This is a genomic window from Aliidongia sp. (genome assembly GCF_035943795.1).
Classification (GTDB): domain Bacteria; phylum Pseudomonadota; class Alphaproteobacteria; order ATCC43930; family CGMCC-115725; genus Aliidongia.
Genome location: NZ_DASZBY010000093.1, coordinates 90,125 through 113,268 on the forward strand (window position 1 = coordinate 90,125; position 23,144 = coordinate 113,268).

Here is a 23,144-nt window from a genome sequence, read left to right on the forward strand (position 1 = left end):
ATCATCCGGCGTGGCACGCCGCTGGCAGGGTGCTTGCCGGCACCGGCCTTCCATCCGGTTGCGCAGAGTGCCCGTTCCCCATGCCCGATGCCTCCCCCTCCGTTCCTTCCCCCGTGGCGCTCGAACGCGCCGACGGCGCCGTGCGTCTGGCGCTGACGTTGCGCGACGGACGGACGCGGATCGAAACGCTGTATCAGCGGGCACCGGCGCGCATGCTGTTTCCGGCCGTGCCGGAGGATCACCCGGCCCAGGCGGTGCTGCTCAATACGGCTGGCGGCATCGCCGGCGGCGACCGGATCCAGACCGAGATCCGGGCCGGCGCCGGGACCATCGCGACGGTGACGACCCAGGCGGCCGAGAAGATCTATCGGGCGCTCGATGCGCCGGCCCGACTCGACACGAAGATCGCGATCGCGGACGGCGCCTGGTTCGAGTGGCTGCCGCAGGAAACCATCCTGTTCGACAATGCCCGGCTGGACCGGCGGCTCGCGTTCGATCTGGCGCCCGACGCGCGCCTGTTGGCGGCGGAGACGGTGCTGTTCGGCCGCGCCGCCCGGGGCGAGCAGATGCGCTGCGGGCAATTGCACGATTCTTGGGCACTCCGCAGGCACGGGCGCCTCGTCTGGGCCGATCGCCTGCGGCTGACCGGCGACATCAGGACGATGCTCGATCGACCGTTCGGCTTTGCCGGTGCTGTCGGCATGACCACGCTGCTCCATGCCGGCCCGGCCGCGGCATCGTTCTTGCCACGGGCGAGGGAGATCGCAGCTGCCCAATCGGCCGAGGGGGCGGCAACGCTCGTCAATGGTATCCTGCTGATCCGCTTCCTGGATCGCGACGGCGCGCGGCTGCGGGAATCGGCGGCATCGGCCGCCATGATGCTGCGTCACGAGATTGCCGGCCTGTCGCCGACGCCCCCGCGCGTCTGGCGCAGCTAGAAGGAGTGGCCGAACGATGAATCTCAGTCCACGGGAAAAGGACAAGCTGCTGGTCGCCATGGCGGCGATCGTGGCGCGACGGCGCCTGGAACGGGGCGTCAAGCTCAACTATCCCGAGGCTATCGCGCTCATCACCGATTTCGTGGTGGAGGGCGCCCGCGACGGCCGACGGGTCGCCGACCTGATGGCGGCGGGCGGCGAGATCCTGACGCGCGACCAGGTGATGGACGGCGTGGCCGAGATGATCCACGACATCCAGGTCGAGGCGACCTTTCCCGACGGCACCAAGCTCGTCACCGTGCACGAGCCGATCCGATGATTCCCGGCGAGATCATTCCCGCCGCCGGTGAGATCGAGCTGAACGCCGGTCGTCCCACGATCACCCTCACCATCGCCAATACCGGCGATCGGCCGATCCAGGTCGGCAGCCATTTCCATTTCGCCGAGACCAACAATGCGCTGACGTTCGACCGCACCGCCGCCCGTGGCATGCGGCTCGACATCGCCGCCGGCACCGCGGTTCGCTTCGAACCCGGCCAGACCCGCGAAGTAACCCTCGTCGCCTTTGCCGGCAACCGCGAAGTCTACGGCTTCGCCGGCGCGGTCATGGGCAAGCTGGAGAGGCCCTGATGGCAACCAGAATGGACCGCCGCGCCTATGCCGGCATGTTCGGACCGACCGTGGGCGACCGCATCCGCCTGGCCGATACCGAGCTGTTCATCGAGGTCGAGGCCGACCACACGATCTATGGCGAGGAGGTCAAGTTCGGCGGCGGCAAGGTCATCCGCGACGGCATGGGCCAGAGCCAATTATCGAGTGCCGAGGGCGCGGTAGACACGGTCATCACCAACGTGGTCGTGCTCGACCCAGCCGGCATCTTCAAGGCCGATGTCGGCCTGAAGCACGGCCGCATCGTCGGGTGGGGCAAGGCCGGCAATCCGGACGTGCAGCCGGGCGTCACCATCATCATCGGTCCGGGTACGGAGATTATCGCCGGCGAGGGCAAAATTCTGACCGCCGGCGGCATCGACACCCATATCCATTTCATCTGCCCGCAGCAGGTCGACGAAGCGCTCTACAGCGGTGTCACCACCATGCTGGGCGGCGGCGTGGGCCCGGCGGCGGGCACCAGTGCCACCAGTTGCACCGCCGGCCCCTGGCACCTGGAGCGCATGCTGCAGGCGGCCGAGGGATTGCCGATGAACATCGGCTTCTTCGGCAAGGGCAACGCCAGCAAGCCCAATGCCTTAATCGAGATGATCGAGGCCGGCGCCTGCGGCCTGAAACTGCATGAGGATTGGGGCACCACCCCGGCGGCGATCGACTGCTGCCTGTCGGTCGCCGACGATCATGACGTGCAGGTGGCGCTGCACAGCGACACGCTCAACGAAAGCGGCTTCGTCGAGACCACGATCGGCGCCTTCAAGGGCCGCACGATCCACGCCTTCCATACCGAGGGCGCCGGTGGCGGCCATGCGCCCGATATCCTGAAGGTGGTGGGCGAGCCCAACGTGCTGCCGTCCTCGACCAACCCGACGCGGCCCTACACCGTGAATACGCTCGACGAGCATCTGGACATGCTCATGGTCTGCCATCATCTCGATCCGCGTATTCCTGAGGATATCGCCTTCGCCGAAAGCCGGATCCGCAAGGAGACGATCGCGGCCGAGGATATCCTGCAGGATCTGGGCGCCATCTCGATGATCTCGTCCGACAGCCAGGCCATGGGCCGGGTCGGCGAAGTGCTGATCCGCTGCTGGCAGACCGCAGACAAGATGCGTCGCCAGCGCGGGCGGCTGCCCGGCGACGGCCCGAACAACGATAATTTCCGCGTCCGGCGCTATCTGGCGAAATACACGATCAATCCGGCGATCGCCCATGGCATCTCGGATCTGGTCGGTTCGATCGCGCCCGGCAAGTTCGCCGACCTGGTCCTCTGGTCGCCGGCCTTCTTCGGCGTGAAGCCCGATATGGTGCTGAAAGGCGGTTCGATCGCGGCAGCACCGATGGGCGATCCCAACGCCAGCATCTCGACGCCGCAGCCGGTGCATTATCGGCCGATGTTCGCCAATTTCGGCCGTGCCCTGACGCTGAGCAGCGTCAGCTTCGTCAGCCAGGCGGCGCTGGCCGGCGGCATCGCCGGACGCCTGGGTTTGAGCCGCCCGCTCCATGCCGTCAGCAACACGCGCGGCGGCATCTCGAAGAAGAGCATGGTGCTGAACGACGCCACGCCCAGGATCGAGGTCGATGCCGAGACCTACGAGGTCCGCGCCGACGGCGAGTTGCTGACCTGCGCGCCGGCCGACGTGCTGCCGATGGCGCAGCGGTATTTCCTGTTTTGACGCCCTCACCCTTCCCAACGCTGAGCCCCCTCTCCGCCCCGATGGGGCGGAGAGGGGGCGTTCTCGCCTGATGCGCCGCGCCCACACCGCCCGCAAGGCCGGCACCTGGCCTGCTGCCCGACAGGCCGGCACCGTCACGCTCTCCTACCTGGAACGCCATCGCCGGCGGCTGCGCCTGGTGACCGACCAGGGCGAGCCGCTGCTGCTCGACCTGGCGAAGGCCGTGCTGCTGGGCGAGGGCGACGGGCTGGAACTCGACGAGGGCGGCTTCGTCGAGGTCAGGGCGGCCAAGGAAGCGCTGCTGGAGATCCGCGCCGGCACGGCCGGCCTCGCCCGTCTGGCCTATCATCTGGGCAACCGGCATCTGCCGATCCAGCTGTTGCCGGACGCGCTGCTGATCCGCGACGATCACGTCATCGCCGACATGGTGCGGGGGCTGGGCGGCGAAGTGCGCGCGGTCACCGTGCCCTTCACGCCCGAGGCTGGGGCCTATGCCGGCGGACACGACCATTCGAGCAGGTTCGAGGATGAGTGACCTGGGTTGGCTGCTGCCGCTCGGCACCTGGCTGTCGCCCTCCTATCCGGTCGGTGCTTTTTCCTATAGCCACGGGCTGGAATGGGTCGTCGAAGCCGGCAAGGTCACCGACGTGACGGGGCTCGCCGACTATGTCGCGACGGTCCTGGAGGCCGGTGCCGGCTGGGCCGATCTGGTGCTGCTCGCCGCATCCTGGCGCGCCGCCGCGACCGACGATGCCGCCGGGTTCGAAGAGGTCCGCGAGTTGGCCCAGGCCCTGCGCGGCACGGCCGAAACATCGCTCGAAACCACCCAGCAGGGCGCATCCTTCGTGCTCGCGACCCGTGCCGCCTGGCCCGGCACGCCGCTCGACCGGCTGGCCGGCGACCAACCGCTGACCTATCCCGTCGCCTTCGGCGCCGCTGCGGCCGGGCAGATCCCGCTCGCGGCTGCCCTATTGGGTTTCGCCCAGGCGGTTGCGGCCAATCTGGTGTCGGCGGGCGTGCGGCTCATCCCCTTGGGCCAGACCGACGGGCAACGCACACTCGCCCTCCTCGCCTCGATCGTCGCCCGGATCGCGGCGGCGGCCGAGGCCGCATCGCTCGACGAGATCGGCACGGCGGCGCCGGCGATCGATCTCTCATCCATGCGTCACGAGACGCAATATACGAGGCTGTTCCGCTCATGAGCGCTTCCCATCACCACGGCCCCCTGCGCGTCGGCATCGGCGGCCCGGTCGGCTCCGGCAAGACGGCGCTGACCGACCGGCTGTGCAAGGCGATGCGCGACACCTACGACATCGCGGCCATCACCAACGACATCTATACCAAGGAAGATGCGGAGTTCCTGACCCGCTCCGGCGCGCTGACACCCGACCGCATCCGCGGCGTCGAGACCGGCGGCTGCCCGCACACGGCGATCCGCGAGGATGCTTCGATCAACCTCGCGGCCGTGGCCGAGATGAACGGGCTGTTCCCGAACCTCGACGTGATCTTCATCGAGAGCGGCGGCGACAATCTGGCCGCGACCTTCAGCCCCGAGTTGGCCGACATCACGCTCTACGTCATCGACGTGTCGGCCGGCGACAAGATCCCCCGCAAGGGCGGACCCGGCATCACCCGCAGCGACCTGCTGATCATCAACAAGATCGATCTGGCCCCGCTGGTCGGCGCCTCGCTGGAGGTCATGGACCGCGATTCCCGCAAGATGCGCGGGGAGCGGCCGTTCCTCTTCACCAATCTCAAGGAAAACAAGGGCCTGGCCGAGATCGTGCAATTCATCGAACGCGCCGGCGGGCTGCGGGCGGAGTAGCTACAAGACCGCCCGCTCGCGCTGGAACAACTCGAGCAGGAAGTCGGTGACGGTGCGGATCGGCGGGGTGGACATCACGTCGCGCCGGGTCAGCAGCCAGATCTCGCGGGTCGGCGGCAGCGGCTCGATCGGTACCGGGACCAGGCCGGGGTCGGTCGACCCGAGGAAATTCGGCAGCAGGGCGATGCCGCAGCCGGCACGGGCAGCGCCGGCCTGGGTCATCTGGCTGTTGGTGCGGAACGCCAGCCGACAGGTCGGGAACTGGCGAGCCAGCCACGCCGCCTCGGGCAGATGCGCGCCGGCCTCGTCGAATCCCACGAAGATCGGTGTCTCACCGACCGCGATCCGATCGCGCCAGCCCGTCGTCCCATAGAAGCCGTGCCGCAGTGTGGCGACGGCGCGGGCGATGAGGTCCCCGTCCTGGGGCCGAGCGAGCCGCAGCGCCACGTCGGCCTCGTGCCGCGGCAGGCTGATCGCGCGCAGGTCGGCAATCACCTCCAGGTCGAGCGCCGGATGGTGCTGCTGCAGCGGTCCCAACCGCGGCACGAGGAACGCCTCCGCCAAGGTCGGCGTCGCGGTGATGCGCACGAGACCCGCGACCTCGGCCGACGCTTCCCGACGCGGCAATAAACGAGCGGCGGTCTCCATGGCGCCTGCCGCCTGCAGCGCGTCGCGGCCGGCAGCGGTCAGTTCGTAGCCGGTCGGCCGCCGCTCGAACAGCCGAGCCCCGACCGTCTCCTCCAGCCCCGCGACGCGGCGCGCCACCGTCGCGTGGTTGACGCCGAGGGCCCGTGCTGCCGCAGACAAGCTGCCGTGCCGGGCGAGTGCTGCGAAGAAGCGCACGTCCTCCCAATCCGGCCCTGTGCGAAAACGATCAGCCATTGCGAAAATTTAGCGAATTCCCGCTCAGGCCGCCAGCGCCTATCTCCTGGAAGCCGCATCGATGCGTCCCACCTGGAGCCCGTTCAATGTCTACGTTCGATACTACGCTCACCTTGATCGGCGGCCCGACCGTCGTCATCGAACTGGGCGGGCTGCGCCTGGTCACCGACCCGACGTTCGACGCGCCCGGCACCTATCCGTCCGGCACCATCATGCTGGAGAAGACCACCGCCCCGGCCCTGTCAGTCGCCGAGATCGGCGCGATCGACGCAGTGCTGCTGAGCCACGACCAGCATTCCGACAATCTCGACCGCGCCGGCCGGGCCTTCCTGCCCCAGGTCCGGACGACTTTGACCACACCGATCGGGGCGAGCCGGCTCGGCGGCAATGCGGTCGGCCTCGCTCCCTGGCAGACCGTCACGCTCGACGGTACCAAGGGGGCCAGCCTGCATGTGACCGCCGCCCCGGCACGCCACGGTCCGCCGGGCATCGAACCGATCGCGGGCGACGTCGCTGGCTTCCTGTTGGGCGTCGATGAACCGGGCGACGCGATCTACATCACCGGCGACACGGTTTGGTACGAGGGAGTGGCCGAGGTCGCCCGCCGCTTCAAGCCCAAGCTGGTCATCCTGTTCGCCGGTTCGGCCGAGCCGCGCGGCCGGTTCCATCTGACCATGGACGCGAACGACGCGCTCGAAACCGCTCACGCCTTTCCCGATGCGAAGATCGTCGCGGTGCATAACGAGGGCTGGGGCCATTTCGCCGAGACCGACGCCGACCTGCGGCAGGCCTTCACCACGCTCGGCATCGGCGACCGTCTGGTGCCGCTGGAGCGTGGCCGGCTGGTCCGCCTGTCCCTGTAGGGTCAGGCGACGCCCAGGACGCGGATCAGCGCCAGGCTGATCGTGACGAGGACGAGAAGCGAAACGATCACCGTCGTCGTCACCCGGCCGCCGGCCCGGGCGACGACGCGGACATCCACGCCCAGGCCGAGGGCCGCCATCGCGATCACCGTCAGAAGGTTGGCGATGACTGCGGCCGGCGCCAGCACGAGATGCGGGACGAGGTCGGCCGAGCGCAGGCCGCCCAGCACCAGGAAGCCGACGATGAACCAGGGGACCAGCCGATGCAGCGGCAGCTTGCCCGTCGTGGGCAGGTCCTCGCCGGCCACCACCGCGGAACGATGGATCGCCGCCTTTTCCAGGTGGCCGGCGCCCAGGGACAGGAACAGCACGACCGGCCCCAGCATCAGCACGCGGACCAGCTTGACCAAGGTGCCGATCTGGGTGCTGAGCAGGCCGGCCGGCACCGTCGCCGCCAGCACCTGGGGCACGGCATAGACCGTCAGGCCGGCCAGCACGCCGTATTGTGTCGCCGACAGGCCGAACAGCGGCATCAGCAGCGGCAGGGTCAACACCACGACCACGCCCAGTACGGCGGTGAAGGCGATCGAGGAGGCGACGTCGTCGCTGTCGGCATGGATTACCGGTGCCACCGCGGCGATGGCGGAATTGCCGCAGATCGAGTTGCCGCACGCGATCAGGATGGCGATCCGCTGTGGCAGGCCCATCAGCCGGCCCAGCATGTAGCTGGCCGGGATCGCTACCAAGACGATGCCGACGATGCCGAGCAGCAGCCCCGGCCCGACCGCGAGGATGGTCTGCACGCTGATCGAGGCACCCAGCAGCATGACCGCGAGTTCGAGCAGGAACTTGGCGCTGAAACCGATGCCCGGCAGCCAGCGCCGATGGGGCGTCCAGACCGAACGGACAATCGTGCCGAGCAGGATCGCCAGGACCAGGGCTTCGAGATACGGCCGACCGAGCAGCCGTTCCTCGACGACCTGCAGTCCGACCGCCGCCAGCGTCACGGCGGCGCACAGCGCGACGCCAGGCAGGAAGCGGGCCGGGTTGGCAAGGAGGGCAGGCATGACAGGCTCCGGAAAACATCCGTCGGCTGCGACGCCGGCCCTGCTGAACTGAGCTTGCGGCGATCATAACTCCAATACATATTTCTCATGTTCCTATAGACTGGATCTATGGGATTGAACCTGCACCTGCTCCGCCTGTTCGCCACGGTTGCCCGGCACGGAAGCTTCTCGCGCGCCGCCGAGGCACTGCACCTGAGCCAACCGGCGGTTTCTAAGGGCGTGCGCGATTTCGAGGCGCAGGTCGGCAGCCGCCTTTTGGAGCGGGGCGGTCCCGGTGGTGTGGCCTTGACCGAGGCCGGCAGCCTGCTGATGCGGCACGCCGCAACCCTGTTCGGTGCCGAACGCGCGGCTGAGGAAGAGCTGGCGGCGCTCCGCGGCCTGCAGCGCGGCACGCTGAGCGTCGGGGCGAGTACGACCGTCGCGACCTATCAGCTGCCGCCGATCCTGGGAGCGTTCCACAAGCGTCATCCCGACATCGAGCTGCGCCTGACCAGCGCCAACACCCGGGCGATCGCCGAGCTGCTGAGTGCCCGCGATCTGGACATCGCGCTGGTCGAAGGTCCGGTCGACGAACCCGGCATCGAGGTCCTGCCGTGGCGCACGGAACGGATGATCCTGATCGCCGCCCCCGATCATCGCCTGGCGCAGTCGGGCCGCCCGGTCACGACGCAGGATGTCGCCGACGAGATCGTCATCGTGCGCGAGCCTGGATCCGGCACCCGCGACGTGGCATTGGCAGCACTCGAAACCTACCACATCGTTCCGCGCCGGATCCTCGAGGTCGGCAGCACCGAAGCCATCAAGCAGATCGTCGCCGGCGGATATGGCGTCGCGATCGTGTCGGCGGCCGCAGCGGCGGACCAGATCGCGCTGGGCAAACTCGCCGTCCTGCGGGCGACGGGCTTCGACGTTCGGCGCACTTTGACCCGGTTGCGCCTGCCGGCGCGGCAGCCCAGTGCCGCGGCCGCCGCCTTCGACGCACTGCTCGACCGACCCTCGGACTGACGCGACGGAACGAAGCGTGTCGCCTGCAGTTGGTGAATTAGAAAAACCGAATGCGACCGGGGGGATGACCGATGTCGGCGTTGGCAGAACAGCCCGTCAAGGAGCCTAAAACGCCCCTGTTGCTCCAGGTGATCGGTCCCGGCCTGATCACGGGCGCTTCCGACGACGACCCGAGCGGCATCGCAACCTATTCTCAGGCGGGCGCCCAGTTCGGCTATGCCACGGCCTGGACACTGGTCATCACCTATCCGCTGATGGTTGGCATCCAGGAGATCAGCGGCATCATCGGCCGCGTGACCGGGCGCGGCATCGCCGGCAACCTGGTGCGCCACCAGGCCGGATACGTCGTCAAGATCCTGGTCGGGCTGATGGTCCTGGCGAACGTCTGCAACCTCGGTGCAGATCTCGGCGCCATGGGCGCGGGCCTGCAACTGCTCATCGGTGGGCCAAGCGGGCTCTACGTGATCGGCTTCGCCGCCATCTCGATCCTGCTGGAAGTCTTCGTATGCTACGCCCGCTATGCCAACATCTTGAAATGGCTGACGCTTTCGCTATTGGCCTATGTCGGCTCGGTCCTGGTCGTAGGCGTGCCCTGGCGCGAGGTGGGCCTCGCCATCGTCTGGCCCAAGATCGAGCCGACCGCCGACTATGCAACCATCGTGGTGGCCGTGCTGGGCACGACCATCAGCCCCTACCTGTTCTTCTGGCAGGCCGGACTCGAGGTCGAGGAACAGCAGGAGCACGCCGGATCGAAGCCCTTGCGCCTGGCGCCGCAGCAAGCGCCGGACGCGCTGCGCCGCATCCGCTGGGACACGATCGTCGGCATGGGGCTGTCGAACCTGATCGCGCTGTGCATCATGATCACGACCGCTGCGACGCTGCATGTCCATGGCGTCAAGGACATCCAGAGCGCCACCCAGGCGGCCGAGGCGCTGAGGCCGATCGCCGGCCAATTCGCCTTCGTACTGTTCGCCGGCGGCATCATCGGCACCGGGCTGCTGGCCCTGCCCTCGCTCGCCGGATCGGCCGCCTATGCCATCGGCGAGGCGGCCCGCTGGCCGGTCGGGCTCGATCAGCGGCCCAAACGCGCGAAGGCGTTCTACGGCGCCATCACGATCGCGACGATCGTGGGCGCCGGCATCAATTTCATCGGAATCGATCCGATCAAGGCGCTGATCTGGAGCGCCGTGCTGAACGGGGTGGCCGCGGTCCCGATCATGGCGATGGTGGTCCGCCTGGCGACGCAGAGCAAGATCATGGGCGACTTCACCATCTCGCGCGGCCTCGCGATCAACGGCTGGATCGGCACCGGGTTCATGGCAGTGGCGGTGCTTGTGATGTTCGCGACGATGTTCTGAGGGGTGGCGTCAGGTCCGGCGACGGCGCGAGCGGGCGAACAGGAAGCCTGCGAGGCCGACGGCGAGCAGGCAGAGGACCGACGGCTCCGCCACCGTGACCGGCGCGCCGGCCGGGCTGGCCGTGCCGCTGCCCGGCAGAACGCCCTTGTAGGCGGCCAGATGGATCTCGCCGTTCTGGGTCAAGCTGTTCGCGACCAGCGTGCCGTCGATCGCGTTGTTGTTGGTGACGGCGGCAAGCGGCGCCAGGATGGTCCCGCCGAACTCCGTGCCGAAGGTCAGGCTGGTCGCGTCGTAGAAATTCCACAGCAGGTTCGGGCCGAGCGACGCGTCGTTGAAATTGCGCGCCAGCGTCAGGCTGGCGGCGTCGACGTTGATGATGACGCTGGTCGCCCCGTTCAGGAGGAACGTCGGATCAGCCGCCGCCAGCTGGGCGCCGGTGATGTCGAACACCGCGACGCCCGAGGCATCGGGATGGGCGGTGAAGACGTTGCTGTTCTGGTTGGCCTGGACCAGGGTCGAGTTCGCGGTCAGCTGGTCGAGACCGCTCGACACGCTGAGCGCGCTCGCCTTGAAGCTGGGGATGATCAGGCCGCCCTGGTTCGCCAGTTCGTGGCCGTTGTTGTTGCCCGTGATGGCGCCGCCGACCAGGGCCAAGCCACCGCCATTGAGGTTGATCGTCCCGGCGCTGCCGCCGACGATGACGGTGCCGCCGTCGTTCACGTTGACGGTGCCGGCGAGGCTGCCGCCGACGGTCAGCGCCGCATAGGACGAGGCGGTCGCGTTCGTCCCGTTGATGAAGACGTTCGAGGTGCCGGCCAGGCTGCCGCCGATGACGGCCCGACCGCCGATCTCCGAAGACGACGAAACACTGCCGAACACGATGAGGTTGAGCTGGTCGAGCGTGCCGACGCTGATGGCATCGGCGCGCGCCGGTGCCGAGGCCATTGCCAGGACGGCGCAGGCGGTGCCGGCGACGAGGGCGCGCGTCGCGGCGGCTCGGAAATTCCGAACGTTCATGATCTGATAATGCTTTCGACTGAAGAGCGACCGATAATGACTTGTTGATATCGGAGAATCATAAAAATTGAATTAAGCGAACGTCGCTTCATCCAGAGCTGTTTTCGCGCCTCCAAATAGATCGACGATGAGTGACATCAACGCAACGACCGGCGCGCGTCCGATGCTGACCGTCCGATAACCCTACCTCGCGCGACTCCGATGGGTTATTGCTCGTGAAGCGGCGATCGACGCCGCGGTCTGAACCCCCTATTTCGAGCTCATCCCATGCGCAAGCTGCTTCTCGGTCTCGCCACCTTCGCCGTCCTCGCCGCCTCGATCCCGGTCGCGATGGCCCAGGTGCCGCCGCGTCACCACCATCATCGCGTCCATCACCACCCGCACCACCACCATCACGTCGTTCCGCATTCGTAAGATACGGACGACTGAGACCGGGGCCGGCGCCGCGCTGAGAGGGCCTTCGCGCGGCGGCGGCCACCGCGGCCCCAACCGGCACGAGGTCGGTTGGGGTTGAGCCGATCGACGTCGATTTGTCCTGCCTGCATCCGGTTGGCGAGGCGCCGCGGAGATGCGATGATCGCGCCGGCGACACGCGTGCGCTTGGCAGAACAGACGATCGGGTGAGGGAATGGCGTCCAACCGTATCTATCGCATCGCCGTGATACCGGGCGATGGCATCGGCAAGGAAACCGTTCCGGAGGGCGTGCGCGTCCTCGAGGCCGCAGCGGCGAAATACGGCTTCGAACTGCACACCGACGACTTCGACTTCGCGAGTTGCGACTATTACCAGCGCCACGGCCAGATGATGCCGGACGACTGGAAGGCTCGCATCGGATCGCACGATGCCATCTTCTTCGGCGCCGTCGGCTGGCCCGATACCGTGCCCGACCACGTGTCGCTGTGGGGATCGCTGATCCAGTTCCGCCGCGAATTCAGCCAATACGTCAACCTGCGCCCGGTCCGCCTGATGCCCGGCGTGCCCTGCCCGCTGGTCGGCCGCAAGCCGGGCGACATCGATTTCTATGTGGTGCGAGAAAATACCGAGGGTGAATATTCCTCAGTCGGCGGCCGCATGTTCCCGGACACGGATCGCGAGCTGGTGATCCAGGAAACCGTGATGACCCGGACCGGCGTCGACCGGATCCTGAAATTCGCTTTCGAGCTGGCCCAGTCGCGCCCGAAGCAGCACCTGACCTCGGCGACCAAGTCGAACGGCATCTCGATCACCATGCCCTATTGGGACGAGCGGGTCGTGGCGATGGCGAAGGACTATCCCGACGTGCGATGGGACAAGTACCATATCGACATCCTGACGGCGAATTTCGTGCTGCATCCGGACTGGTTCGACGTCGTCGTCGGGTCCAACCTGTTCGGCGACATCCTGTCGGATCTGGGCCCCGCCTGCACCGGCACGATCGGCATCGCGCCCTCCGGCAACATCAATCCCGAGCGGACCTCGCCCTCGCTGTTCGAGCCGGTGCACGGCTCGGCACCCGACATCGCCGGCAAGGGCATCGCCAATCCGGTAGGCCAGATCTGGTCGGCGGCGATGATGCTGGAACACCTGGGCGAACCGGAAGCGGCGGCCGCCATCGTCGCCGCCGTCGAACGCACCCTGCAGGAACCTCATCTGCGCACGCGCGACCTGGGCGGCTCGCTCGGCACCGAAGCCTGCGGCAAAGCGGTGGCCGACGCGCTCGACTAGACGTCCGCCGGCAATCTCCGTCTTCGGCCCGCGATGAACCCTATGGGCTCGTCGCGGGTTTTTCTCTCATGGACGACACGTTTCAGTCGGATCTGCAGAGGGATGGAGGATTTCCCATGAGACTTCTGATTATCGCAGCCGCCAGCCTGGCGGTGCTGTCGGCATCCGCGGCCGCGCCGCCGGCCCATGCCCAATCATCGCCGGCGTCCCTGCCGATCAGCGGGTCCGGCGACCAGCAACCGGGTGGCCTGACGGCCCACGACGTCGTCGGCAAGCGCCTGAGCGACGCCAACGGCAACGCACTCGGCCAGATTACCGGTGTCAGCAAGGACGGCATGACCGCCCAGGTGCGCCCGTCGCAGAGCGGCGGCGCCACGGCGGCCGCCATGGCCGACCTCAGCCTCGGCACCGGGGCCCGCTCGGTCATCCTCGGCGATTCCCATCCCGCCCCGCCACCGAACTGGAGCAAGCGGTCGAGCACCGTGACGTCTACCGTCACCGCGCCGCCGGTCGTGGTCTTGCCGCCGCAGTGACCGACCGCATTCCCGATCGAGGAGAAAGATCATGAAGAGGGCGGCCGCAACCCTCGTTACCCTGGGCCTTCTCGCCGCAAGCGGCGCCTGGGCCCAGACCACGCCCGGCGGCGCCGGCACGTCCGCGGATCCGTCGGTCTCGACCACGCGGACCGGGCTTTCGCCCGCGGAAAGCGGGGCCAAGCCGACGCTCGAGACTTCGCGGATGACCGGCGCCGGCGTCGCCCAGCCGCCGAATGCGGTGCCGACGGCGCGCAATACCGCCGGCGACCCGCACACGGGCCACACCAAGGCGGCAACAGGTGCCGCGACGTCGGACACCCCAGGCGGAAATCGGTAGGAAGGAAGCGAGGGCGGCGAGCGATGCTCGCCGTCCCTAGAATAGGACAGGCGCCCCTTTGCCCCGTCCGAACACCCGGCGCAGCCCGATGATGGGAAGTATCAGCGGCAGCAGCATCATGGCCGCGGCCGCCAGGATCAGCCCAAGCAAGGGAAGCAGTCCCCTGCCAGGCCACTCGGCCGGACGCGGGGTGGCGATCGTCGCCCGACGCACGGGGCGCTGGATCGCCGTGTAGCTTTTGATGTCGGCGAATGAACCGTGCATTGCCTGTCTCGCTTGCTGAAGGTCCATACACAACAGGCGAGTCGCCAATTGGTTCGTTCGGGCAGTTGCGCACAGAGGAACCGGGGGCGCCGACCGGCGCCCCCGCCGACCCTAGACTTCCATGTGATGCTTCAGGTCGCGCATCTGGTCGTGCCCGGCCTTGACCGAGGCATAGGCGCGCTCGACGATATCCAGCACCGGGGCGGACAGGTCGTCGTCGGCAAGGGCCTTTTCATATTCGGCCTTGATATGGTCCTCGGCGCTTTCGACCGAGTTCACGATGCCCTTGTCGCTGCCGGTGATGGCGGCCTTGAGATTCATGAACACGCGATGCGCCTTGCCGGCCGTCGTGCCGGCCTGGGCAGGCTTGCCGCCCAGTAGGCGGCGCACTTCGGTCTGCAGTTCGGCGGTCACCTGCTTGCGCTCGATCGCCCGTTTGCCGAACAGTGTCTTGAAATGCGGGTTCTTGGTATCCTTGCTCGCATCCTCATAGCCATGGGCGCTGTCGAGGGTGACCTCGATCAGGCCGTTGAGGGTGTCCAGGTCGTGCTCGTTCGATGTCATGGCAATTCTCCTTGTGCAGGAACAAGCCGCGCGACCGGCAAACGGTTGCCTACCCGTCCTCCATGCTTTCGCCACACGGGGCGACTTGCTAGCGTGGCCCGTCGGAAATCTGGGGAGAACGGCCATGCCGGAGCAACGGTTCGACGCCATCGTCATCGGCGCGGGTCAGGCCGGACCCTCGCTCGCCGGTCGCCTGACCGCGGCCGGCATGACCGTCGCGCTGGTCGAGCGCCACCTGTTCGGCGGCACCTGCGTCAATACCGGCTGCATGCCGACCAAGGCATTGGTCGCCAGCGCCCGGACCGCGCATGTCGCCCGCCGCGCGGCCGATTACGGCATCCGGATCGAGGGGGCGGTGTCGGTCGACATGGCGGCGGTCAAGGCGCGCAAGGACGGCGTCTCGACCACGGCGAGCGGCAATGTCGAGAAATGGCTTCGGGGCATGGCGCGCTGCACGGTGCTGCGTGGCCACGCACGCTTCGAGCAGGCCCACACGCTACGCATCGGCGACGAGGTGATTTCCGCCGAGCGCATCTTCCTCAATGTCGGCGGACGCGCCGTGGTGCCCGAGATTCCGGGTCTCGACCAGGTGTCCTACCTGACCAATACCTCGATCCTCGAACTCGACCGGGTGCCGCGCCACCTGGTAATCGTCGGCGGCAGCTATATCGGCCTGGAATTCGCGCAGATGTACCGGCGCTTCGGTGCCGACGTGACGGTGATCGAGCGCGGGCCGCACCTGCTGCCGCGCGAGGACCCGGACGTGTCGGACGGGATCCGGAGCATCCTCGAAAACGAGGGCGTCGCGATCCGCACCGGCGCCACCTGCATCCGCATCGCCCCCCAGGGGGACGACATCGCGGTCGGTGTCGATTGCACGGCCGGCGCGCCCGAGATCCTGGGCTCGCACCTGCTGATGGCGGTCGGGCGCCGGCCCAACACCGACGACCTGGGGCTCGAGCGGGCCGGCATCGCCACCGATGCCCGCGGCTATGTCACGGTCGACGACGAGCTGCGGACCAACGTGCCGGGCATCTGGGCGCTGGGCGATTGCAACGGCAAGGGGGCGTTCACCCACACCGCCTACAATGATTTCGAGATCGTCGCGGACAACCTGCTGGGCGGCGGGTCACGCCGGGTCAGCGACCGTATCGTCACCTACGGCCTGTTCATCGACCCGCCGCTGGGCCGGGTCGGCATGACCGAGACCGAGGCGCGCGCCGCGGGTCACAACATCCGCATCGGCAAGCGGCCGATGACGCGGGTCGGCCGCGCGGTCGAAAAAGGCGAGACCCAGGGCTTCATGAAAGTCATCGTGGATGCGGACACGGATGCGATCCTGGGCGGTGCCATCCTGGGCGTCGACGGCGACGAAGCGGTCCATGCGATGCTCGATACCATGGCCGCGAAGGCGCCCTATACGGTGCTGCAACGGGCCGTGCACATCCACCCGACCGTGGCCGAACTGATCCCGACCATGCTCGGCGAACTCAAGCCCTGAAGATCACGGCCTCGGTCATTTGCGGAAAATCTGCCACCAGCGCTTCCGGCTCAACGGGGCATGGCCGCCGAGCTTTTCGGCCAGTTGCTCGATCGCCTTGGCCGCCGGGCCGCGGCGGTTCAGCAGAGGGACACCGGCATTCGCCGCGAAAACGACGCTCTTGGCATCGAACGGAACGATCGAATCGAACCGGAGACCGACCACCTCTTCCATTTCCTTGGCGGCGATCCCGGCTTTTCCGGACTCGCCGAACCGGTTGAGCACCATCATGTTGCGGCTGTCGTCCTGCCCCAGGCGATAGGCCTCGCGCATCCCCAGCATGTCCCGGACCGACAGGGTCGTCTGGTCGACGACGACGATCCTGGTGCTCGCGAGTTCCAGGGCCTGGGCCAGCAGGGTGGAATTTTCCCGTGCGGCGTCCAGCACGACGAAGTGGAATTCCTTGCGCAGGATCGAAACCAGCTGGGACAGGGCCAGGGGATCGACCACGATGGGATCGTTGACTTTCTCCTGGCAGGCCAACAGGAACAGACGCTCGCCGCACGGGATCATGGCCCGCCGGACGAACAGCTCATCGACCCGGACCGGTCGTTCCAGCGCCTCTCTCAGACCGCTGTCCGACTTCACGCCCAGCATCAGGCCGCACGCTCCGTACTTCAGATCCAGATCGACGAGCGCCACCCGGCGATGCTTCCGGTTGGCCAGCCCCCAGGCGAGGTTCGTGGCCAGGGTCGAGGCGCCCACGCCACCACGCGTACCGACGACGGTGATGATCTTGCCCAGCTTGTGGCTGAGCGGCGTGTTGGCGACTTCGGCCAGGCCCAGCAGCCCGTTCATCGCCTTGTGGATGAGGTAGGCCGGCAAGGGTTTGACGATGTAGTCGCTGATCCCGACGCCCAGCAGGTCGCGGTAGAGGCCGACGTCGTTGCGGTCGCCGACCGCCACGACGGAAACGCCCGGCTCGCACACGTCGGCCAGATGCTGAATCTTCGTTAGCGCCGGCTCGGCCCCGGCGATGTCGACCATCAGCGCCCGCGGCGAACGCACCTTTTCCAGATAGTTGATCGCCGTGCTGATATCGCCGCGATGCACGCAGCTGGGAGGGAGCCCCATCTCGGCGATACATTGCCGAACCTGTTGAACGCTCGCGTCGTCGGCCAGGAATGCCGCGAAGCTTTCTCGCGGAGCGGCCTCCTCGAGCTGTTCCGTCTCCGGGGCTGCTTGCATTCAGAAACTCTTCAAGCCGTTAAAAATCGACCGGAGCTTAGGTGTCGTCCATTTATATTATGTGAATATCAACAATTGTCGATATTTCGCCCCCGCCGATACCCACCGGAAAGGGTGCCGGACCTGCAAAAGTTACGGATTCTAAACGATTCTCATGGTCTTTTGCATGCCATTGACTTGGCTTCCTGTCGTCGCGGTTTCGGAGTTCCTTTCCGTTGGAGAACATTGCCGGGCACGGTGAACGATCGCGGGCCCCAGGAAGACGGGGACTGGCCGCGTACGGCCGCGTGCTTCGACGGTTGGCCCTGCGGACCGAGGGCGTCGTGGCGATGGAATTCGCCTTGCTCGCGGTTCCGTTCTTCGCCGTACTGTTCGTCGTCCTGAATTCCGCGCTGATGATCTTCTGCAACGCGGTCGTGCAGGGCGCCGTCGCCCAGGCCGCCCGGCAGATCGAGACCGGGCAGATGCAGAACATCGATACGAATTGTCCGCCGACGCAGAACTCGACCCTGACGACTTTCCAGACGAACGTCTGCAAGAACCTGTTCGGGCAATTGCCCTGTGCAAACCTCTATTTCGACGTGCACAGCTTCGCGACCTTCGGCGCGATCAACATGCCGGCACCGACCTACAATGCCCAGGGCAAGGTCACCAACAACTGCTTCAATACCGGCGGCAGCGGTTCGATCGTCGCCGTCCGGGTGATCTACGCTTGGCAGAACATGGTCCCGGGCCTGACCAACCTCATGCACGTCAGCAACACGACGACGCCCATCCAATATACCGTCATCGTGAAGAACGAGCCGTTCTGATGTCCGTGACGAACCTGCTTCGGAAGCTGTGCCGAGACCGATCGGGCGTCGCGGCCGTCGAATTCGCCCTGGTCGTACCGGTCCTGCTGGTCATGTGGCTGGGCATGGAGCAGTTCTCGGAATTGACCACGGCCGATTCCAAGACCCTGATGGCCGCCCAGTCGGTGTCCGACATGGTCGCGCAGGTCGGTGCCTGGCAGAATGGCCAGTTCAACGACATCGTCAATGCCGCGACCCAGATCATGGCCCCGCTGCCGACCAGCGGCGCCCTGACCGTCGACGTCGTCGGCGTGGCCTATGATTCCAGCAACCAACCGACCATGACCGGGGGCTGGCGCTGCACCAGCAGCGGCGGGCCGGCGGCGGACACGACGATCCCGCTCAGCACGGCCTACGGCCTCGGCGTCTCCGGCCAGACCATCATCATGGTGAACGTCAAATACGCGTTCCAGCCCGCCGTGAGCTTCCAGATCCTGACCCCCGCGGTCCTGGCGGCGCTGGGCGCCAAGACCCTGAGCGAACGATCGTTCAACCGGCCGCGCCTGGGCCTGCAGGTTGCGAAGCCTTGCTGACCCACGATCACGGGACACGAACCTTGCCACTGGAGTTGAGAATGTCCTCGCCGGCCAATCCACGGAGCCTCCGCAAGCGACTGCGGTCCCTGCGGGACAACGAGCGCGGCACCGTCGCGGTGATCACGGCCGCTGCCATCGTCCCGCTCGTGCTTTCCATGGGCGTCGCCGTCGACCTAACCCGGGCCTACATGGCGCGCGCGAAGCTGACCGCGGCATTGGACACCGCAGGGCTCGCCGTCGGCGCCAATCCGAGCATGACCTCGAGTGCCGCCAACAGCCTGGTTTCGGCCTATCTGCAGGCCAATTTCCCGACCAACGGCTCGATCACGGTCGGAACCGCCGGCGTCACGCAGACCAGCACGACCCTGACCGTCACGGCGACGGCCCAGATCAAGACGTCCTTCATGGGCTTGGCCGGGCTCAGCACCATTCCCGTGACCAGCCAGAGCACGGTGGCTTTTGCCAAGAGCATCGAAGTGGCGATGGTGCTCGACAACACCGGCTCCCTGTCATACCCGGGCGGCGACAACACCACCGGCGCCAATTCGAACATCATGGCGCTGAAGACGGCGGCCGGGCATTTCGTGGTCTCGCTGTTCGGCACGGCCACGACGAACAATCCGCAGACCCGCGTCGGCATCGTGCCCTATGTGGCGGCGGTCAATCCCGGCAGCGTCGCGGCCAGCATGCTCGATCCCCTAAGCAACCCACCGCCCTATCAGCCCACGAACCCTGCCGGCTGGACCGGTTGCGTGGTGGAACGCCCGTCGACCTTCGCGGCCCCGATGAGCGCCGGGTCGATCGGAACCGATCTCGATACGCCGGTCAGCGCGGCCAAGGCGAACTATCTGACGAAATACTGGTGGCCGAACGACGGTACCTTCGGGACCGACCTCAACTGGACGACAGCGAGCTCGATCTACATGGGCCCGTTTATCAACGGCAATACCGGCGGGTTCCCTAACACGACCGGTGGACCCAACCAATCCTGCCCGACACCGGTCGTCCCGATGACCAACAACCTGCAGCCGCTGCTCGATTCGATCGGTGCGGATGCTACCGGCACGGCAATTGCGAACAAGGGCATGCAGCAGTGGCAGCACGGCGGCACCGCAGGCTCGATCGGCATGGCCTGGGGCTACCGGATGCTGTCGTCCTATGGACCGTTCGCCGCCGCCGGGCAACCCACCAGTAAATGGAACACTGCGCCATGGCAGAAGGCCGTGGTGCTGATGACGGATGGCGTCAATGCGATTCACGCGACCGCGAACAGCTCGGGCGTCAATAAGTGGGACTACACCGGCTATCCGGGACTGACGTCGAGCCCTCCGTCGGTCGCGACGATCGATGCCCAGGAAGAGCTGGTATGCGACGAACTGAAAACCCAGGGGGTCGTGATCTATTCCGTGTTCCTGAACAGCGGATCCTCGTCGGGCGGTGCCATTTCCTATTGTGCCGGCCAGACCGTCGGCCAGGGCGACCCCGCCTTCTACTACAATGCCCAGAACCAGACGGCGCTCTACGCCGCGTTCAACAGCATCGCCAACAGCCTGACCAAGCTGCGCATTTCCAAGTGATCGGGCGGGGCCGGCCTCAGGGTGCCGGCGTGGCCGCCGGTGCGACCGAGGCCATGCGGGCCGCCTCGTAGAACTGCATGTTGGCATCGACCATTTCGGGGCTGAGGTCGTGCAACGCCACGCTGCGCGCCGCGGCGGTATCGCCGTTCAGCCCCAGGACCAGCGCCAGGTTCTGCCGGTTGCGCACCGATGCCGCGGCATCCTGGGCAAGCGGCATCAGCAGCGCCAGCGCGCCCTTGTAGTCGCCGGACAATGCCAACGACAGGCCATAGTTGCTCCGCAGCACCCGGTCCTGCGGCGCATCGGCCAGTCCCTCGCGGTAGATGTTCTGCGCCTCCGCATGATGGTTCTGCAGGTCCAGGGCCAGGCCCTTGCCGTTCAGGGCGACGGCGCGAGGGGCACCGTTCCGCAAGGCCATATCGAAAGCCGCGAGCGCTTCGGCCGGGCGATGCCTGGCCATGAGCAGGCGGCCCATGCCGAGTTGCGCCTCGGGCCGGCTCGGCGCGATCACCACCGCAGCCTGATATTCCTTTTCGGCATCGTCGAGCGCGCCGCTGGCCAGCATCACGTCGCCGAGGCCCAGATGAGCGGTGAGCGGGTCGCCGCCGGCGGCGAGCATTCTGCGATAGAGCTCGATGGCACCGGCATAATCCCCGCCCTGGCGGGCCGCTTCGGCGAGCTGCTGGGAGACCTTGGCCTTGTCGACGCCACCGTTGCCCAGAGTCGCGACCGGGTCGGTGGCCGGTGCCACGGCGCAGCCGGCGACACCCATCGACCAGAGAACCGCGACCAGCGCCCCGCCCCGAAATCGACGACCCAAGGCGCCGCGCTGTGAAGCTTCGATCAATTCATTATCCCTTGAAGGAGGTCATGACCTGGAGCACGGCGGGGCCGCCGAGGACGATGAACAGGCACGGCAGGATGAACATGATGAGCGGGATCGTCAGCAGCACCGGCAGGCGGGCGGCCCGTTCCTCGATCTCCAGCATCCGGTGCGCCCGCATGTCGCCCGAGAGGACGCGCAGCGATTGCGCCAGCGGCGTGCCGTACTGGATGGTCTGGATCAGCGTCGTCATCACGCTCTTGATCGCCGGCAACCGGCTGCGCTTGGCGAAATTGTCGAAGGCATCGCGCATCTGCGGCAGCACGCGGATTTCGGCCACCGTCTTCGCCAACTCTTCGGCGATGACCGGGTTGGCGACCGCGATGTCCCGGCTGACGCGATCCAGCGCCTGCTCCAGCCCCAACCCCGTTTCGACGCAGATGACGAGAAGATCGAGCACGTCGGCGATGCCGCTGCGCAGCATATCGCGCCGGCGGACCGCGAGCCGCGAGACGACCACGTCGGGCAACCGCCAGCCCAGCAGGGCCGATCCGATTTCGACCACCGCCTGCATGCCGAAGCCGTCGGGCATCATTCCCAGCTGTTGCAGCGCGAGCCAGCAGCCAACACTGGCACCCAGCGCCAAGGTCGTCTTGGTCGCGATGAACAGGCCAAGCTTGTCCTGGCCGCGAATGCCGGCATCGGCCAAGGCCGCGACGACCTTGACCAGTTCGTTGCTGCCGATCAGCGGCGTCGCCGCCAGTTTCTGGCCGAGCGCGCCGAACCGCCTTCTGCCCACGCTCAAGGCGGACACCCCGGCGACGTTGGGGCTGAGTTCCGTCAGGCGATCGGCGATACGGCGGCTGGAGCTTCGGGTGATCAGAAGGATGCCGAGCGTCGCGGTCAGCGCCAGCAGGATGGCGACGAGCGTCACCGGCGACAGGAGCAGCGTCAGGAACGGGCTCATGCCAATGCCTTCTGGATCAGGACGCGCATCGACAGCATGCCGAACAGCAGGCTGAGCAAGCCACCACCCAGGACGTAGGCACCGCGCGGATCGGTCATGAGAATGCTGAAATATCCGGGGTTGATCAACAGGATGCCGCCGCCCGCGAAGAACGGAAGGGCCGCGAGGACGACGGCGGAGGCGCGCGCCTCGGACGTCATCGCCTTGGTCTTGGAGCGCAGTTCCTCACGGCGCCGCAGCACCGACGAGAGAACCGCCAGGGTTTCCGAAAGATTGCCGCCGCTCTTGCGCTGCAAGACCAGGCTGGCCACGAAAAAATCGAAATCGACCAGCCGGATCCGCGCCGCGGCCCGGGCCAGCGCCTCGTCCAGATCGAGGCCGATGCGCATGTCGGCGATCACGTGCCGGAATTCCACGCCGACCGGATCGGGCGTCTCCCGGCCTGCCGCCTCGAGCGCGATGGACACCGGAAGCCCCGCGCGCACCGCGCGGACGATGAGGTCGATGGCGTCCGGAAACAGCCGCAGAAAATTCGCGACATGCTTTGCCTTCATGCTGCGCAGCACGAACCAGGGCAGCACGACCATCGAGACGAGGGCGGCTGCAACCGAGATCGTCATCGACAGGCCGATGACCACGGAACACAGCAGGCCGATGGCCGCACCAATGCCCGCGGCCACCAGCAGCAGGCCCTCGAAGGACAGCTTGTCGCCTGTCGCCACCAGGGCACGCCGCATCTTCTGCTGGACCGAATCCGGCAGGAGCGCCAGCAGAGCCTCCCTGCGCTGCGGTGTATCGGTGTCGCCCTCGAGCTTCGCGTTCATGACCGGCGACAGGGCCTGCAGACGCTTGACCGCCGCACTCTTCTTGTTCTTGCCCGATGAGGCCAGAAGCAACGCGATCAGCAGCCCGCAGAAGATCAGGAGGCTGATGAGCAGCACCGGATCGATCCGCATTCG

The 23,144-nt window shown here is 67.0% G+C and carries 27 protein-coding genes; 18 read left to right on the forward strand and 9 right to left on the reverse strand.

Annotated elements, in window-relative coordinates; genetic code table 11:
* The first annotated feature begins 80 nt into the window (after positions 1-80).
* From VGV37_RS17575 to ureG, 7 genes are all read left to right on the forward strand, one after another.
* Entirely contained in the window at positions 81-938 is an 858-nt protein-coding gene (locus VGV37_RS17575) for an urease accessory protein UreD (RefSeq protein WP_326881010.1), read from the forward strand.
* 16 nt (positions 939-954) lie between these two features.
* The gene (locus VGV37_RS17580) at positions 955-1,257 is read left to right on the forward strand and encodes an urease subunit gamma (protein ID WP_326881011.1); all 303 of its coding nucleotides are present in this window, start codon (positions 955-957) and stop codon (positions 1,255-1,257) included.
* A complete protein-coding gene (locus VGV37_RS17585; protein ID WP_326881012.1) occupies positions 1,254-1,568 on the forward strand; it encodes an urease subunit beta in 315 nt (104 codons plus the stop codon). The genes VGV37_RS17580 and VGV37_RS17585 overlap by 4 nt, the downstream gene beginning before the upstream one ends.
* Positions 1,568-3,280 (forward strand): urease subunit alpha, encoded by a 1,713-nt coding sequence (ureC, locus tag VGV37_RS17590; protein WP_326881013.1) that lies wholly within the window; start codon positions 1,568-1,570, stop codon positions 3,278-3,280. Before VGV37_RS17585 ends, ureC begins: the two co-directional genes overlap by 1 nt.
* Positions 3,281-3,350: 70 nt before the next feature.
* The gene (locus VGV37_RS17595; RefSeq protein ID WP_326881014.1) at positions 3,351-3,815 is read left to right on the forward strand and encodes an urease accessory protein UreE; all 465 of its coding nucleotides are present in this window, start codon (positions 3,351-3,353) and stop codon (positions 3,813-3,815) included.
* A complete protein-coding gene (locus tag VGV37_RS17600) occupies positions 3,808-4,482 on the forward strand; it encodes an urease accessory protein UreF (protein WP_326881016.1) in 675 nt (224 codons plus the stop codon). The genes VGV37_RS17595 and VGV37_RS17600 overlap by 8 nt, the downstream gene beginning before the upstream one ends.
* A complete protein-coding gene (gene ureG, locus VGV37_RS17605; protein ID WP_326881017.1) occupies positions 4,479-5,105 on the forward strand; it encodes an urease accessory protein UreG in 627 nt (208 codons plus the stop codon). Before VGV37_RS17600 ends, ureG begins: the two co-directional genes overlap by 4 nt.
* Here the strand turns inward: ureG and VGV37_RS17610 are convergent, their stop codons facing one another.
* The gene (locus tag VGV37_RS17610) at positions 5,106-5,987 is read right to left on the reverse strand and encodes a LysR family transcriptional regulator (RefSeq protein WP_326881018.1); all 882 of its coding nucleotides are present in this window, start codon (positions 5,985-5,987) and stop codon (positions 5,106-5,108) included.
* 86 nt (positions 5,988-6,073) lie between these two features.
* Here VGV37_RS17610 and VGV37_RS17615 point away from each other — a divergent pair, with 86 nt between their 5' ends.
* On the forward strand, positions 6,074-6,850 hold the full coding sequence (locus VGV37_RS17615; RefSeq protein ID WP_326881019.1) for an MBL fold metallo-hydrolase: 777 nt from the start codon (positions 6,074-6,076) through the stop codon (positions 6,848-6,850).
* Positions 6,851-6,852: 2 nt separating this feature from the next.
* Here the strand turns inward: VGV37_RS17615 and VGV37_RS17620 are convergent, their stop codons facing one another.
* Complete coding sequence (locus tag VGV37_RS17620; protein WP_326881020.1) at positions 6,853-7,917, reverse strand: YeiH family protein; 1,065 nt, start codon at positions 7,915-7,917, stop codon at positions 6,853-6,855.
* Between the two features lie 114 nt (positions 7,918-8,031).
* On the opposite strand from VGV37_RS17620, the gene VGV37_RS17625 reads away from it, so the two are divergent.
* On the forward strand, positions 8,032-8,922 hold the full coding sequence (locus VGV37_RS17625; protein WP_326881021.1) for a LysR family transcriptional regulator: 891 nt from the start codon (positions 8,032-8,034) through the stop codon (positions 8,920-8,922).
* A 71-nt stretch (positions 8,923-8,993) separates the two neighbouring features.
* Positions 8,994-10,280 (forward strand): divalent metal cation transporter, encoded by a 1,287-nt coding sequence (locus VGV37_RS17630; RefSeq protein ID WP_326881023.1) that lies wholly within the window; start codon positions 8,994-8,996, stop codon positions 10,278-10,280.
* Positions 10,281-10,289: 9 nt separating this feature from the next.
* On the opposite strand, the gene VGV37_RS17635 is transcribed toward VGV37_RS17630, so the two are convergent.
* A complete protein-coding gene (locus VGV37_RS17635) occupies positions 10,290-11,297 on the reverse strand; it encodes a choice-of-anchor A family protein (RefSeq protein ID WP_326881024.1) in 1,008 nt (335 codons plus the stop codon).
* 267 nt (positions 11,298-11,564) lie between these two features.
* Here VGV37_RS17635 and VGV37_RS17640 point away from each other — a divergent pair, with 267 nt between their 5' ends.
* From VGV37_RS17640 to VGV37_RS17655, 4 genes are all read left to right on the forward strand, one after another.
* Entirely contained in the window at positions 11,565-11,711 is a 147-nt protein-coding gene (locus VGV37_RS17640; protein WP_326881025.1) for a hypothetical protein, read from the forward strand.
* 214 nt (positions 11,712-11,925) lie between these two features.
* On the forward strand, positions 11,926-13,002 hold the full coding sequence (locus VGV37_RS17645) for a tartrate dehydrogenase (RefSeq protein ID WP_326881026.1): 1,077 nt from the start codon (positions 11,926-11,928) through the stop codon (positions 13,000-13,002).
* Positions 13,003-13,118: 116 nt separating this feature from the next.
* Positions 13,119-13,535: a hypothetical protein gene (locus VGV37_RS17650; RefSeq protein ID WP_326881027.1), complete on the forward strand. Its 417-nt coding sequence runs from the start codon at positions 13,119-13,121 to the stop codon at positions 13,533-13,535.
* A gap of 31 nt (positions 13,536-13,566) precedes the next feature.
* Entirely contained in the window at positions 13,567-13,875 is a 309-nt protein-coding gene (locus tag VGV37_RS17655; RefSeq protein WP_326881028.1) for a hypothetical protein, read from the forward strand.
* A gap of 36 nt (positions 13,876-13,911) precedes the next feature.
* Here VGV37_RS17655 and VGV37_RS17660 read toward each other — a convergent pair whose 3' ends face one another.
* Positions 13,912-14,139 carry a hypothetical protein gene (locus VGV37_RS17660; protein ID WP_326881029.1) on the reverse strand — a complete coding sequence of 76 codons (228 nt, stop codon included), beginning with the start codon at positions 14,137-14,139 and terminating at the stop codon, positions 13,912-13,914.
* Between the two features lie 111 nt (positions 14,140-14,250).
* Complete coding sequence (locus VGV37_RS17665; RefSeq protein ID WP_326881030.1) at positions 14,251-14,703, reverse strand: PA2169 family four-helix-bundle protein; 453 nt, start codon at positions 14,701-14,703, stop codon at positions 14,251-14,253.
* Positions 14,704-14,827: 124 nt separating this feature from the next.
* On the opposite strand from VGV37_RS17665, the gene VGV37_RS17670 reads away from it, so the two are divergent.
* Positions 14,828-16,204, forward strand: a complete 1,377-nt coding sequence (locus VGV37_RS17670; protein WP_326881031.1) for an FAD-containing oxidoreductase — start codon at positions 14,828-14,830, stop codon at positions 16,202-16,204.
* A gap of 15 nt (positions 16,205-16,219) precedes the next feature.
* Here the strand turns inward: VGV37_RS17670 and VGV37_RS17675 are convergent, their stop codons facing one another.
* Positions 16,220-17,431, reverse strand: a complete 1,212-nt coding sequence (locus VGV37_RS17675) for an AAA family ATPase (RefSeq protein WP_326881032.1) — start codon at positions 17,429-17,431, stop codon at positions 16,220-16,222.
* Between the two features lie 287 nt (positions 17,432-17,718).
* On the opposite strand from VGV37_RS17675, the gene VGV37_RS17680 reads away from it, so the two are divergent.
* The 3 genes from VGV37_RS17680 to VGV37_RS17690 are packed head-to-tail and all read left to right on the forward strand — an operon-like array spanning position 17,719 to position 20,395.
* A complete protein-coding gene (locus tag VGV37_RS17680) occupies positions 17,719-18,243 on the forward strand; it encodes a TadE/TadG family type IV pilus assembly protein (RefSeq protein ID WP_326881033.1) in 525 nt (174 codons plus the stop codon).
* The gene (locus tag VGV37_RS17685; protein WP_326881034.1) at positions 18,243-18,815 is read left to right on the forward strand and encodes a TadE/TadG family type IV pilus assembly protein; all 573 of its coding nucleotides are present in this window, start codon (positions 18,243-18,245) and stop codon (positions 18,813-18,815) included. The genes VGV37_RS17680 and VGV37_RS17685 overlap by 1 nt, the downstream gene beginning before the upstream one ends.
* 41 nt (positions 18,816-18,856) lie before the next feature.
* The gene (locus VGV37_RS17690; protein ID WP_326881035.1) at positions 18,857-20,395 is read left to right on the forward strand and encodes a TadE/TadG family type IV pilus assembly protein; all 1,539 of its coding nucleotides are present in this window, start codon (positions 18,857-18,859) and stop codon (positions 20,393-20,395) included.
* Positions 20,396-20,411: 16 nt separating this feature from the next.
* On the opposite strand, the gene VGV37_RS17695 is transcribed toward VGV37_RS17690, so the two are convergent.
* Genes VGV37_RS17695 through VGV37_RS17705 form a run of 3 tightly spaced genes read right to left on the reverse strand, consistent with a single transcriptional unit; the run spans position 20,412 to position 23,141 of the window.
* Positions 20,412-21,242: a tetratricopeptide repeat protein gene (locus VGV37_RS17695; RefSeq protein ID WP_326881036.1), complete on the reverse strand. Its 831-nt coding sequence runs from the start codon at positions 21,240-21,242 to the stop codon at positions 20,412-20,414.
* 4 nt (positions 21,243-21,246) lie between these two features.
* Positions 21,247-22,185, reverse strand: coding sequence for a type II secretion system F family protein (locus VGV37_RS17700; protein ID WP_326881038.1), 939 nt, complete (start codon positions 22,183-22,185; stop codon positions 21,247-21,249).
* Positions 22,182-23,141, reverse strand: coding sequence for a type II secretion system F family protein (locus VGV37_RS17705; RefSeq protein ID WP_326881039.1), 960 nt, complete (start codon positions 23,139-23,141; stop codon positions 22,182-22,184). Before VGV37_RS17705 ends, VGV37_RS17700 begins: the two co-directional genes overlap by 4 nt.
* Positions 23,142-23,144: the final 3 nt, after the last annotated feature.

What these genes read in the sequence shown, in the direction of transcription:
- VGV37_RS17575 (WP_326881010.1), top strand. Translation starts at nt 81, where the DNA reads ATGCCCGATGCCTCCCCCTCCGTTCCTTCCCCCGTGGCGCTCGAACGC.
- VGV37_RS17580 (WP_326881011.1), top strand. Translation starts at nt 955, where the DNA reads ATGAATCTCAGTCCACGGGAAAAGGACAAGCTGCTGGTCGCCATGGCG.
- VGV37_RS17585 (WP_326881012.1), top strand. Translation starts at nt 1,254, where the DNA reads ATGATTCCCGGCGAGATCATTCCCGCCGCCGGTGAGATCGAGCTGAAC.
- ureC (WP_326881013.1), top strand. Translation starts at nt 1,568, where the DNA reads ATGGCAACCAGAATGGACCGCCGCGCCTATGCCGGCATGTTCGGACCG.
- VGV37_RS17595 (WP_326881014.1), top strand. Translation starts at nt 3,351, where the DNA reads ATGCGCCGCGCCCACACCGCCCGCAAGGCCGGCACCTGGCCTGCTGCC.
- VGV37_RS17600 (WP_326881016.1), top strand. Translation starts at nt 3,808, where the DNA reads ATGAGTGACCTGGGTTGGCTGCTGCCGCTCGGCACCTGGCTGTCGCCC.
- ureG (WP_326881017.1), top strand. Translation starts at nt 4,479, where the DNA reads ATGAGCGCTTCCCATCACCACGGCCCCCTGCGCGTCGGCATCGGCGGC.
- VGV37_RS17610 (WP_326881018.1), bottom strand. Translation starts at nt 5,987, where the DNA reads ATGGCTGATCGTTTTCGCACAGGGCCGGATTGGGAGGACGTGCGCTTC.
- VGV37_RS17615 (WP_326881019.1), top strand. Translation starts at nt 6,074, where the DNA reads ATGTCTACGTTCGATACTACGCTCACCTTGATCGGCGGCCCGACCGTC.
- VGV37_RS17620 (WP_326881020.1), bottom strand. Translation starts at nt 7,917, where the DNA reads ATGCCTGCCCTCCTTGCCAACCCGGCCCGCTTCCTGCCTGGCGTCGCG.
- VGV37_RS17630 (WP_326881023.1), top strand. Translation starts at nt 8,994, where the DNA reads ATGTCGGCGTTGGCAGAACAGCCCGTCAAGGAGCCTAAAACGCCCCTG.
- VGV37_RS17635 (WP_326881024.1), bottom strand. Translation starts at nt 11,297, where the DNA reads ATGAACGTTCGGAATTTCCGAGCCGCCGCGACGCGCGCCCTCGTCGCC.
- VGV37_RS17640 (WP_326881025.1), top strand. Translation starts at nt 11,565, where the DNA reads ATGCGCAAGCTGCTTCTCGGTCTCGCCACCTTCGCCGTCCTCGCCGCC.
- VGV37_RS17645 (WP_326881026.1), top strand. Translation starts at nt 11,926, where the DNA reads ATGGCGTCCAACCGTATCTATCGCATCGCCGTGATACCGGGCGATGGC.
- VGV37_RS17650 (WP_326881027.1), top strand. Translation starts at nt 13,119, where the DNA reads ATGAGACTTCTGATTATCGCAGCCGCCAGCCTGGCGGTGCTGTCGGCA.
- VGV37_RS17655 (WP_326881028.1), top strand. Translation starts at nt 13,567, where the DNA reads ATGAAGAGGGCGGCCGCAACCCTCGTTACCCTGGGCCTTCTCGCCGCA.
- VGV37_RS17660 (WP_326881029.1), bottom strand. Translation starts at nt 14,139, where the DNA reads ATGCACGGTTCATTCGCCGACATCAAAAGCTACACGGCGATCCAGCGC.
- VGV37_RS17665 (WP_326881030.1), bottom strand. Translation starts at nt 14,703, where the DNA reads ATGACATCGAACGAGCACGACCTGGACACCCTCAACGGCCTGATCGAG.
- VGV37_RS17670 (WP_326881031.1), top strand. Translation starts at nt 14,828, where the DNA reads ATGCCGGAGCAACGGTTCGACGCCATCGTCATCGGCGCGGGTCAGGCC.
- VGV37_RS17675 (WP_326881032.1), bottom strand. Translation starts at nt 17,431, where the DNA reads ATGCAAGCAGCCCCGGAGACGGAACAGCTCGAGGAGGCCGCTCCGCGA.
- VGV37_RS17685 (WP_326881034.1), top strand. Translation starts at nt 18,243, where the DNA reads ATGTCCGTGACGAACCTGCTTCGGAAGCTGTGCCGAGACCGATCGGGC.
- VGV37_RS17690 (WP_326881035.1), top strand. Translation starts at nt 18,857, where the DNA reads ATGTCCTCGCCGGCCAATCCACGGAGCCTCCGCAAGCGACTGCGGTCC.
- VGV37_RS17700 (WP_326881038.1), bottom strand. Translation starts at nt 22,185, where the DNA reads ATGAGCCCGTTCCTGACGCTGCTCCTGTCGCCGGTGACGCTCGTCGCC.
- VGV37_RS17705 (WP_326881039.1), bottom strand. Translation starts at nt 23,141, where the DNA reads ATGCGGATCGATCCGGTGCTGCTCATCAGCCTCCTGATCTTCTGCGGG.